This is a genomic window from Pseudoalteromonas atlantica (assembly GCA_007988745.1).
GTDB classification, from domain to species: Bacteria; Pseudomonadota; Gammaproteobacteria; order Enterobacterales; family Alteromonadaceae; genus Pseudoalteromonas; species Pseudoalteromonas atlantica.
Map to the genome: position 1 here is coordinate 1 of BJUT01000081.1, position 12,107 is coordinate 12,107.

A 12,107-nucleotide genomic window follows, 5' to 3' on the forward strand; every position below is an offset into this window, starting at 1 on the left:
AGCTATCAGCTATCAGGGTCATATTAATATGCGTTCGCTTTATATCAACAAGCAGAATTACGATAAGTGCGTTGGGTTTGTGTGTAAACGCAAAGCTTGCTCGCGTGAAAAGCGCAGCTTTTAATCTGTTTAAAGCCACTTAAAAACAAAAACCGATGTTTTACCTAAACATCGGTTTTTCTTTACTGAAAGCTGATAGCTAAAAACTAACTACTTTACTTTATACGTTGGGTTTCGCTTCGCTCTTCCCAACCTACGTTATTTGCCTATCGCTTCTTTGGCGAACAGGTGTTTTATTGGGCCTAGGTTATCAACGAGTGACAGCCCGACTCCACGTATCAGCTTTTTAACCGGGTTGGCTCCTTCAAATAACTCTTTAAGCCCTTGCATCATGGCTATGTGCTTTTGCGCGTCGAGCTTGCGGGTGCGCTCGTAATCGCGAAGTGTACGGGTACTCGCAAACTCTTTACTATCACTTGTCAGTAGCTCAATTAAATACGCGGCGTCTTTTAGGCCTAGGTTCATACCAAGCCCTGCAAGTGGGTGAATGGTGTGCGCTGCATCACCCATTAATACCACTTTGCCACTTACCCATTGCTGGGCGTAGCGCATTTTAAGTGGAAATGCTGCGCGTTTACTTTGCACTTCACACAGCCCGCATTGGCCATCTATGGCTGCCATTACAGCTTTATTAAAAGTAGTGTCGTCCATTGCTAGCAATTCATCGCAATGATTAGGGCTGGTAGACCACACAATAGAATGGGTGTTGTCATCGCTAAGGGGTAAAAATGCCAGTGACCCAGTTGGTAAAAACACTTGGCGTGCGGTGTTTGCGTGTGGCTCTTTGGTTTTAACCGTAGCAACCAATGCATGATGGTCGTAATCTTTAAAGCTTAGCGCCATATTAAATTGTTTACGAATAGCCGAATTTGCGCCATCGGCCGCCACCAGCAGCTTAGCAATAATAGGCTCACCGCTTTTAAGGGTTATAAATACGTCGGACTCACTTTGGTGTATTTGTTGATACTCAGTATCAAACATCAGTGTGGCAGTGGGGTGTTGCTCTAGCTCTTTTATAAGTGCAAAACGAATAATATCGTTTTCAACTATATGGCCTAAGTGTTCAAGCTCAAGTTGCTCGTTATTAAAGGTTATTTTACCAAAGCTGTCGGCGTCGCGTACGTCCATATGCGTATAGGCACACGCTCGCTCTGCCATTATGTGTGGCCATACGTTTAATTGCTCAAACAGGTTTTGGCTTGCAATACTCAGCGCACTTACCCGCAAGGCGTATTCATCACTTGGCGGTAATTGCTTTGGCGCGGCGTCTAGCACCACAACACTTACATTGGCTTTAGCGAGTCCTAACGCGAGGGTTAAGCCTACGCAGCCACCACCCACTATACAAACCTGTGCTTGCTTCATAAACGTGTACCTTGTTTAACTTGCCCCATTAGCTGCTTGGCCAACGGTGCTTTTAATGCGGGAAATAAATCCATTGAGAAAAGCCCAATGCTGCGCCCAAGCGCTAATACTCGTGACGAGTTTGAAAAAAGCCTAACCAGTGCGTCGGTTAAACTCATTACGGTATTTATATCGCTGCTACGCTTTTGTGAATACTCACGGGTAAACGCATAACTGCCTAACTCGTTTTTACTTGTTGCAATTAAATTACTAAGTACTTGTACATCACGCAGGCCTAAATTAAAGCCCTGCCCTGCAATGGGATGAATAGCATGAGCAGCGTTACCAATGACTACCGTACGATGCGCTGTTAATGATTCAGCTTGGCCATATACTAGCGGGTAGCTTGTGCGTGTGCCCACTTTTGTAAATTGCCCTGCCCGATAACCAAATGCACTTTGCAGTGCGTTTAAAAAATCATTTTCGTTTAAGGCTGTATGCTGCTCAACGTGCTGTTGCTTCATGCACCACACTAATGAATAACGGCTATTGCTCATTGGTAAAAGCGCCATAGGGCCGTGCTCGGTAAAGCGCTCATACGCATGGTTGTTATGCCCGCCTGCTACTTCAACATTGGCTATAATAGCGCCTTGTTCATAGGGCTGAGTATTAAAGCCTAAACCCAGTAAGTTACGGGTTGGAGATTGCGCACCATCGGCAATAACCAGTAGCTTAGTATTAAGTTGCTCGCCGCTTTGTAAAGTAACCTCATTACTGTTTAGGCTTTGCTTAATAGCGCTTACGCTATCGGGGCAATAAAGTGCAATACTCGCTTGCGTTAAACGCTGATACAGTGCGCGGCCAAACGGGTTTACCTCAACCACGTAACCTAATGACGGTTTAGCAAACTCGTCGCAACTAATATGTGCTTTACCAAAGTGACCACGATCCGACACGCTTACTTTTTTTATTGCTGCTGTGTATGGCGCACGTGGCTCAAATAAATTTAACTGCTGTAAATACTCAACCGACTGCTGTGCAAGGGCAATACTTCTGTCGTCAAAACTTGGGTGGTAATCGCCCGTTACTTGGTTTGCTTCTACTACCGCAATAGCGAGTGAAGGGTTTGTTTTAGCAATGCTTAGCGCACAACTTGCCCCTGCAAGCCCGCCCCCAATAACAACGACATCAAACTGCTTAGCCACTTTATTTCTCCAAGCTTATGCGCTTTTTGCACTTTGCATAAGTGCTTCTATATCGTTTATGGTTTTAGGCACACTCAAGGTGAGGTTTTCATGCCCTGACTCAGTAATAAGTAAATTATCTTCGATACGAATACCAATGCCTTTATATTGCGGCGGTGCGTTTGAATCTTCACTAATGTAAAGCCCAGGCTCTATGGTTAACACCATGCCTGGCTCAAATGCGCGCTCAACGTTGTTTTGTTTGTAATCGCCTACATCGTGAACATCAAGGCCTAACCAGTGGCCAAGACCGTGCATGTAATATTCTTTACAGGCACCTTTTGCCATTAGCTCATCAAGGTCGCCGGTTAAAATACCTAAATCAAGTAATCCTTGAGTCATTACTTCCATTGCACGTTTATTGGCATGCGACATAAACCCGCCGGGTTTAACTTCTTCAAAAGCCACTTCTTGGGCTTTAAGTACAATGTTATAAAGCGCGGCTTGAGGTTCGCTAAACTTGCCATTAACCGGAAAAGTACGCGTAATATCGGCAGCGTAACCTTGTAACTCACACCCTGAGTCAATTAATACTAGGTCGCCATCTTTTAGCACATCGCTATTTTGCGTGTAGTGCAAAATATTAGCGTTATCGCCACTGCCAACAATGGTGCCGTACGCTGGGTGCGGGGCTCCGTTCATTGCATAATGATGATGCAGCTCTGCCTCTAGCTGAAACTCTGTAGCACCAGGGTGCGAATAACGCATTGCACGCATATGCCCACGGGCACTTATTTCGCAGCCTTCACGCATAATGTTTACTTCGCTTGGCGATTTAAACAAGCGCATTTCGTGAATAAGAGCACGCACATCTTTTATCGTACTCGGTGCCTGATAGCCTTTTTTAGGCGCGCTGCGAAGTGTGTTTAACAAGGTAAATACTTTGGTATCAAAACTTGGGTAAGCGCCTTGTGCATAAAATAAAATCTGCTGACCGTTAACCAAATCTAATAATTGTTCAGTTAGCTCACTTAATGCGTAAGTTTCGTCGAATAAGTACTCATTTTTAGCTTTTTCGAAGCCAATTCTGCGGCCGTGCCAAATTTCGGCCAGTTTATCTTTATCAAGACAAAATAACGTACTTGGCGTATCGCTGTTATTACACAGCACTAAAACGGCATCGGGTTCGTTAAAGCCGGTTAAGTAAAAAAAGTCGCTGTCTTGTCTAAATGCATATTCCGTATCGCGGCTACGAGTTACTTCACTGGCCGCAGGAATAATGGCCACACTATTTGCATCCATTTTCGCAAGTAAACGCTCACGGCGTGCTTTAAATTCTGACTTCTGTATTTCAACCATACTTTAACAACCCGTTTTATTTAGATTAATGTAGTGTTTTTTTAGGTGCTTTTTCTTTGCCAAGCTCGGCAAAACAAAGCAATGCCGATACACGTACATATTCAATCACTTCATGCAGGGCTTGGCTGTCTTCTTCGGTTTCGTCAAACATGGTATCTAGGCGTGTAATTTCGCTAAAATCGCTAATAACTTCTTTTACATCTGCCGATAACTTACCGTAATCTTTTTGCTTTAAACCAAATCCAAGCATAAACCCTGCAACCCATGATACGAGGCCATTGGCTTGATCGATGAGTGTTTCATCATCGCTTGGTAAAAATAAATCGAACGCAAAAGCTTCATCGTTAAAACTTGCTACCACTTGCTTATAAATGGTGCCAAAAAACTGCTTTAGGTCGTTGCTAAACGCTTGGCCATCATTAAATACATCGCTTAATAGGCCTAAGTATTCTTTGTCATCAATACTTAAACCACACGCTAGTAATCCACTAATTACGCCGTGCGCTTCTGCCGGTGAGACAAAAATTTCGTTTTTTTCTAAAAGCAGCTGGGCTTTTTGGTAATCTGGTAAGTCGCTCATGTTTATATCTTCGCTTTGCTAGTTAAGGCAATGCTACCACTCGATAAAAAGCAACTCCAATTAATTGTATGATCCTGCTCAAAAAGTAGCATGATAAGTAAATAGCGAGTTACCAGCGGGCAAAAACTGCTCGAACGGTTCAATTTTTTACGTTTGGGGTTTAAGGAATGGATTATGTCTTATATACTGAACTTGTTCCCTGGGGTGCCGGAGTTTGGTTAAGTCCCTGAGCCGATAAATTTTATACCAGGATTTCTGTTCGTCTACTATTGTGCAAGCTCGGCATGTACCGAGAAGCCTACGGTAGACCGCAGCTTTCCGCCCTGAAACCTTCTGGTTTCAGGACTGACGCCGGACACCGCACGCTTGGGGAACACTTTTCTTATTTTTCTGTTTTTGCATTTTTTGCTACTCCCCTGTTTTTAAATACCCTTTATTACCTTTATAAATTTTTAGCAAAAAAAAGCTGCAATTGATATTAATCAACCACAGCTTAGTCCTAGAACACATTTCGTTATTTATCTAAACCAGCTTTGAAAACGCTCCATCAGCATATAGTTTACTGGCACTAATATAAGCGTAATAAACGTAGCAAACACAATACCAAAGCCAAGGCTTACTGCCATTGGAATTAAAAACTGTGCTTGTGTCGCCTTTTCAAATAGTAGCGGCATTAAACCAATAAAGGTGGTTAAACTTGTGAGCATTACTGGGCGAAAACGTGCAGCCCCTGCAAGTTTAACCGCATCAATAATTTTGCCGCCTTCACTGCGTTTTTTATTAATAAAGTCGACCAACACAAGTGAATCGTTAACCACCACACCAATAAGTGCCAACATACCAAGTAAGCTCATAATGGTTAACTCCATCCCCATAACCCAGTGCCCTATTACAGCGCCTATCATGCCAAACGGAATAACGCTCATTACAATAATTGGCTGCATGTACGATTTAAGCGGTATAGCTAATAGTGAGTAAATAATAAAAAATACAAATAACAATGCCCAAGCAAGCGAGCCAAACGACTCTCTTTGCTCTTTAGCTTCACCTTCTAGCTTGTAATCAACACCTGGGTATTGCTGCATTAATTCATCTAAATACTCAGTTAGGTCGGCTTGCAGCGCGGTCATGTTGGTATTGCTTTTTTCTATGTCGGCAGTCACGTTAAGTGTGCGGTAGCGGTCTATTCGGTTAATCGTAGATGGGCTTTGCCCTGCAATTAATGTAGCTACATGCGAAAGTGGCACCGAGCCGCCCGTAGGCGTAGTAATAAGTATATTTTGTAAGTCGGCTACAGAGCGGCGCTCTTCAATAGGTAGGCGTACCATAACGCGTACATCGTCACGCCCGCGTTGAATACGCTGCACCTGCGAGCCAAAAAACGAGTTACGTACTTGGTTTGCTACATCAACTCGGTTTAAGCCCAAAGCAAAGCCTTGCTCGGTAAGCTCTATTTGCAACTCTTCTTTACCATCAGACATGCTATCGGCAATATCAAATACGGTTGGGTAAGTACTTAAGCGCGCTTTAACGCTTTCGGCAATTTTTTGTAACGTATCGAGCGATGTACCACTTAGCTGCACATCTATAGGGTCTGAGCTGCGTCCTATTTCGGCCCTAAAGGTTACGCTTTCGGCGCCAGGAATAATTCCTATTAAATCGCGCCACTCACTTACCAGCTCGCGTGAGCCAATGTCTGAGTCGCGGCTCTCTGCAGGGGTTATTTCAAAGCGCACACTGCCTGAGTTAGACGCGCCACCACGCCCACCGGTTGAGGCTAAAATATTTAATATAACGCTTTCGCCGGTATCTTCATCGCGGTATTTGTCTTGCAATAACTGCGCTTTTTGCGACATATCCATTACATACTTATTGGTAACTTCAAACGGCGTGCCTGTTGGCAAGGTTAATGTTACTCGTACGGTTTCGCTTGGGATACGCGGAAAAAATACAAACTTAGTCCACCCACTGGTTATTAAAGTTAAAATTATAAAAAACACACCAACAAACAAACTCACCGTCGCTAATTTATAGCGCAATGCTTTAGCTAAAATAGGCTGATAGTATTTTAAAATAGCGCTTTCAAATCCGTCTGCAAAACGCTGCTGAAGTACTTCAAGCTTTGATGATTTTGTTTTTTGATTACGTAGTTTTATGTACTTTAAATGAGCTGGCAGCACAAACTTAGACTCAATTAACGAGAACAGTAATACCGGAATAACCACCACCGGAATTTGTGCAAACAAGGCACCCCGCGCGCCTTCAATAAACGCTAAAGGTAAAAAAGCCGCTACGGTTGTTAGTACCCCAAAGGTAACTGGTGTTGCTACTTCTTGCGTGCCTAAAATGGCAGCTTGTTCGCCCGACTCTGCGGTTTTTAAATGAGTATAAACGTTCTCCCCCGTTACTATGGCGTCATCCACCACAATACCCAGTACTAAAATAAAGCCAAATAAGCTCATAATATTAAGGGTTACACCAAAAATAGGCATCGCAATAAATGCGCCCATAAACGAAACAGGAATACCAATAAACACCCAAAATGCGATGGCTGGGCGTAAAAATAAAGTTAGCAAAGCCAGTACTAAAATGCCCCCTTGTAGGGCGCTGCTGGTTAGCGTAGCAATACGGCTTTTTACAACTTGAGAGTCGTCATCCCAGTAACTTAATTCAAAACCTTGTGGTAACGAGCTTTGCTTAGACTCTATGTAGTTTTTTACATCATCTGCGACATCTATCGCACTTTGCGGCCCTATGCGGTATACATCTATAAAGGCGGCTTGTTTACCATTAAAGCGTGTACGTACCGGGGTCTCTTCAAAGTCATCATTAATGTTTGCTATATCACCTAAGCGTATTACTGTACCGTCGCTCTGATTTTTAACTACAATGTTTGCAAATTCATCTTTTCGGTAAGCTTGCCCTTTTGAGCTTATAAGTACATCGCCCCCTTCTGTTTTTAAATTACCAGCCGAAATATCAGAGCTCGACTTAGCCACAGCGGTAGATATTTGCGCAAGGGTTAAGTTGTATTGGCGAAGTGTATCTTGGCTTACTTCTATGGCGAGCTCGTAATCGCGTACACCACTTAGCTCAACCTGCGTAACATTAGGAAGGCGTAAAATATCGTCGCGTACTTGCTCGGCGTATTCTAAGGTTTCTTTTTCACCGTAATCGCTCGCTACGGTAACAGCTATTACTTCGCGTTTTCGCTCGGCAAGCGCCACAATGGGCTTTTCAGCATCGGCCGGAAAAGTGTTTATAGCATCTACACGGCTTTTTATATCGGCTAATAATTCGCGCGGGTCGTAGCCACTTTCTACTTCTATAGTTACCGACGCAGAGCCCTCTGATGAGCGGCTAGAAATTTGCTCTATACCTTCTAAATCTTGAACGGCTTCTTCTATTCGAATGGTAACCCCTTGCTCTACATCCTCAGGGGTTGAGCCGCGCAAAGTAACGCTTACACTTATGCGATCTGTTTCAAACGATGGAAACACCTCAAGCGGTATTTGACTCGATAAACTAAATAAACCCGATAGCAGTAACGTAATAAGCAATAAATTGGCTGCTACATGGTTTTTTGTAAACCAAGCAATCATGGCTTATCTCCTTGTGCAGCGCGGCGTTTTTGTATTAGCTCTTCAACACTAACTCCCATTTCTTGCGCTTTTTTTTCTAGCTGCTCACGCGATGGACGCTTACCTTTGCCTGCGCCATTTGGGCCTTTTGCTCGCATATTTTGCGTATCGGTTTCGCCTAAAATGCTTACTGCTGTGCCTGAACTTACTTGCCCAAGCGGTGTAATTACTAACTTATCGCCTGGATTGAGGCCTGTTTTTACCATAGCTTGTGTAGCATTTTGCCATGCAAGCGTAATATTTTTACGCTTTAGCAGCCCCTCTTCAACCACATACACGTAGCTGCCTTGGTAAATAGTACTATTAGGGATTATTAACGCATCAGGCACTGTTTTACCGCTAATTTGCGCAGTGATGTATTGCCCAATTTTAATTGGGTATTGGTTATTAGCCGTGGCTTTGTAAGGGTCATTTATTTGCGCAACAATATACAATTGCTGTGCACCTTCATCGATAGCGCCTTCAGTACGTATTATTTGCCCTTGCCATGTTTGCTCGCCCACTAAGTCAGATTTAAACTTAACGAGTGAGCCGGCTTGGTTTTTACTGCCATCTCTGTATTGCTCTGGCAAACTAATATACGAAAGGTCTTTATTTTTAATTGGTAAGCGCACTTCAACGCTGTCTATGGCATAAATAGTTGCAAGTTCTGTGTTTTCGCTTACCACTTGGCCAAGGTCTACATTACGACTAAGCACACGCCCAGCGTAAGGCGCTGTAATTTGGGTGCGCTCTAAATCAAGCTGTGCTTTTTCAAGTGCGGCTTGTGCTGAAAGTACTTGTGCTTGTGCAGCCGCTAGTTGGGGCTCGCGAAGTACTAAGCTGTTCGCTTGAGATGAGCCGCCTAAACGCTTCCAATCAGTAATTGCTTGTTGGCCGCGGGCTTTTTCTTCTAACAAACTTTGCTCTGCAGTAAGTAATGCTGCTTGCGCCGATTTAACCTCAGCTTGATGATCTCTATCGTCTAGCTGTAGCAGTACATCGCCTTTTTCAAAAAAACCGCCCTCTCTAAAATCATCACTTACTTTATTAATTTGCCCAGATGCTTGAGCAACTAACAAACTTTGAGTACGCGGCTTTACCGTGCCATAGCTATCAATAAAAATTAAGTAGTCTTGTGGTTCAATCTTTTTTACCGATACGCTCACCGTGGCTTTAGGAGGTGAGCCAAAACGTTTTGCTTCAGGTGGATTACCCTTAATAAACATAACAATTAAAATGGTGGCCACCACCACTACGGCTGGGATTAAAAGTTTTGCTGATTTAGTTTTCATCGTTATTGCTCTTAGGTTCGCTTGTTGGGGCGTTAAAATCGCCGCCAAGGGCAACGTATAGGTTTATTCGGTTAGCAATTAGCTGGTTTTTTGTTTCAATGAGTGAGCTTTGCGCATCAAAAGAGCGGGACTGGGCATCAAGCACAGTAGTGTAAGTTACTAAGCCGCTTTGGTACTGCTCAAACGACAGTTGCTCTGCTGCAAGGGCGTTTTCTTGCGCCTCTAGCGTGCTTTTATAACTGGCTTGCAAGGATTGCTGCTGAGTAATTGCGTTTTCAACATCGCTGAATGCATCGTACAAGGTATCTAAATATACTTGCTCTTGTTTTTGTGCATTTAAGCGTGCTACTTCTTCATTTGCTTTTAGCTGGCCACCATTAAATATTGGCGCAGAAATACTGCCTAATAAAGACCACGCTAAGCTTGATGGCGAGAATAAATCGCTCACTCTATCGGTGCTATCACTCACGCTTGCTGATAAGTTTAAACTAGGGAAACGCTGTTTATGGGCATAGGCTAGGCCTGCGTCGCTTGCTAATAACTGGTACCAGCTTGCGCGCAATTGAGGCTTGCGTGTAATTAGCTCAGAGGGAATACCGGTATTAATTGGCGAAAGAAAAACAGGCAGTTCAACCTCTGCTGATATATCGCCTTTGGGGTAACCGCCTAATAAACGCTCTAAAGAACGCGAGGCGCTTACAAGCGTGGCTTGTTGATTAGCAATACGCGTACGCTCGTTATTAAGCTCATTACGGGCTAAATATACATCGAGTGCTTCATTAATACCTTGGCGGTAGCCCGATTCAATAATATCTAAGTTTTGCTGTGCGTTTTCTTCTCGGCGTTTATATAAATCGAGTAACTGCTGGGCGGTTACTAAATCAAACCAGCCAGTGACAACATTGGCCACCAATTGCTGCTTAGCTTGCTCAAAACTAGCTTGTTCCGCCAAGTAGTTTAGGTTGGCTTGGCGTTTAGCATCAGATAACTTACCCCACACATCTACTTCATAGCTTAGCTCTAAAGTGACGGAGCTGGCATTATCATAACTTACAGGTCTATTGTCTTTACTGCGCCTAGTTTGCGCAGATAAATCAAGATCGGGCCAAAGCGCAGAGCCTGAAATTATTAATTGCTGCTTTTGTATTTGTACATCGTAGGCACTTTGTAACAAGGCCTGATTATTATTTAGTGCCTTATTAACAAGGTTTTCGATGTAAGGGTTTTCTAAGGTTTGCAGCCATTGCTGATCTACTGCAAGTGCATTTTGTGCTAAACCATGTTGCCATGTCGCTGCAATGTCGCTGGGTGCTTGCTCGCGCTGCTGAGGGTTTAGCGTACCCGCACAGCCGCTCAACAATACCAAGCTAAGAGCCAATAAAGTTGGCTTAGTTTGCCAAATCATAGTTAACCTAAATTACTGCCATTTATGAATGTAATTCAAGCACTTTGGCAAATTTTGCTCAACTTACTTTACATAACATTACATACGTTGCGATGAATTAACATAATAGTCAGTTATTATAAAAACCGGCAGGGAATTTGGAGGGTATTTATACAAAAAAGCAAATAGCGTGTAATACACTATTTGCTAAATGGGATAAGTAATGTTGTTAAACACAAGCCTTTAAATTTCTTTAACGAAGCTCATATATTGCTGCATATCGCCAACAACTGCTTGCGCTAATAATTCGCTTGTTTTTACTGCGTACGGCTGTTTAAAGTGAATATCCCACAACGCAGATTCACTGCGCCAATGTTCATAAACAACTAATGTATCGTCGTTATTTTCAATACTATATAAATCAAACACTAAGTTACCAGGCTCCTGGCTGCGCGTTTGCGTTACATGAGTTTCGAAACGCTCAATGACTTTATTTTTAAAACTTGGCTTAATCTTAAAAATAAAAAACACAATACATATGTCATCTTCAGGGTTAACAACTTTTGTATTACGCTCATGCAGCGGAGCTGGCATTGTATCTTCTAATAACATGACCTGTGGCGCCGATTGGCTGATTTCAGCCAACGCACTTAATAACGTTTGTGTGTAATCTTGTGCGCCATGGTAATCAACTGCATTTTGATCTTCAAAACGCTCATAAGCAAAAAAGACGCCTGGCTCGTTTTTATCCTGATATAAACGCATCTCTATAAGACCTGTTTCGGCTTTAGCGCCTTGCTTGTCTTCTTCTAGTAGCGCTTTAAATTGTGCGATGTGCTCGTCTTTAATATCAAACTTAACAATTTGCGTGATCATAATTAGCTCCAGCTTTAAATTACTTATACCAATACGCTTAATTAAGTGATCTATTTTGAGGCTTGAAAAACGTGCTGATAGCTAGGCAAAAAAGCCGCTATTTAGTTGTTCTAAATAGGAACTTTTAACGCCGGTAGTGACACGTTTAGCCCCGCAAAATGATTAAGTATTATTGCGGATTGGCGTTATTAGGGCTAAAGGTACCCTGCACTTTATTACTTAAATCAATCATATTGAGTGAGTAAATGGAGTGAGTAATAACAGCACCTAACCTTTTGATGAGGTAATTATGCGCATGCAAACAAGGGAGAAAAAGAGAGGATATACCCAATTAATATGGACTGTTTTGTCCATAATAAATTTTAAGCAAAAAAAAGCCCCGCATGTGTATGCAGGGCTTTAATA

The 12,107-nt window shown here is 42.9% G+C and carries 8 protein-coding genes and 1 other RNA gene; 1 reads left to right on the forward strand and 8 read right to left on the reverse strand.

The genetic code is table 11. The features are described 5' to 3' along the window. Window positions 1-258: 258 nt before the first annotated feature. From PAT01_RS19050 to PAT01_RS19065, 4 genes are read right to left on the reverse strand one after another with little or no spacing between them, the layout of a single operon-like run. Window positions 259-1,425, reverse strand: coding sequence for an FAD-dependent monooxygenase (locus tag PAT01_RS19050; protein ID WP_154946005.1), 1,167 nt, complete (start codon window positions 1,423-1,425; stop codon window positions 259-261). Continuing rightward, window positions 1,422-2,609, reverse strand: a complete 1,188-nt coding sequence (gene ubiH / locus PAT01_RS19055; RefSeq protein ID WP_138580036.1) for a 2-octaprenyl-6-methoxyphenyl hydroxylase — start codon at window positions 2,607-2,609, stop codon at window positions 1,422-1,424. Before ubiH ends, PAT01_RS19050 begins: the two co-directional genes overlap by 4 nt. 15 nt (window positions 2,610-2,624) lie before the next feature. Next, window positions 2,625-3,947, reverse strand: a complete 1,323-nt coding sequence (gene pepP / locus PAT01_RS19060; protein WP_138580035.1) for a Xaa-Pro aminopeptidase — start codon at window positions 3,945-3,947, stop codon at window positions 2,625-2,627. A 25-nt stretch (window positions 3,948-3,972) separates the two neighbouring features. Beyond that, on the reverse strand, window positions 3,973-4,527 hold the full coding sequence (locus PAT01_RS19065) for a UPF0149 family protein (protein ID WP_004589599.1): 555 nt from the start codon (window positions 4,525-4,527) through the stop codon (window positions 3,973-3,975). A gap of 193 nt (window positions 4,528-4,720) precedes the next feature. Here PAT01_RS19065 and ssrS point away from each other — a divergent pair. Continuing rightward, window positions 4,721-4,904: non-coding RNA, 6S RNA (ssrS, locus tag PAT01_RS19070), on the forward strand. A 141-nt stretch (window positions 4,905-5,045) separates the two neighbouring features. Here the strand turns inward: ssrS and PAT01_RS19075 are convergent. The 4 genes from PAT01_RS19075 to PAT01_RS19090 all read right to left on the reverse strand — a co-directional run bounded on the left by PAT01_RS19075 (window position 5,046) and on the right by PAT01_RS19090 (window position 11,702). After that, entirely contained in the window at window positions 5,046-8,129 is a 3,084-nt protein-coding gene (locus tag PAT01_RS19075) for an efflux RND transporter permease subunit (protein WP_138580034.1), read from the reverse strand. After that, window positions 8,126-9,442 carry an efflux RND transporter periplasmic adaptor subunit gene (locus PAT01_RS19080; protein ID WP_138580033.1) on the reverse strand — a complete coding sequence of 439 codons (1,317 nt, stop codon included), beginning with the start codon at window positions 9,440-9,442 and terminating at the stop codon, window positions 8,126-8,128. The genes PAT01_RS19075 and PAT01_RS19080 overlap by 4 nt, the downstream gene beginning before the upstream one ends. Then, entirely contained in the window at window positions 9,432-10,847 is a 1,416-nt protein-coding gene (locus PAT01_RS19085) for a TolC family protein (RefSeq protein WP_138580032.1), read from the reverse strand. Before PAT01_RS19085 ends, PAT01_RS19080 begins: the two co-directional genes overlap by 11 nt. Before the next feature lie 222 nt (window positions 10,848-11,069). Beyond that, window positions 11,070-11,702 carry a putative quinol monooxygenase gene (locus tag PAT01_RS19090; protein ID WP_138580031.1) on the reverse strand — a complete coding sequence of 211 codons (633 nt, stop codon included), beginning with the start codon at window positions 11,700-11,702 and terminating at the stop codon, window positions 11,070-11,072. Window positions 11,703-12,107: the final 405 nt, after the last annotated feature.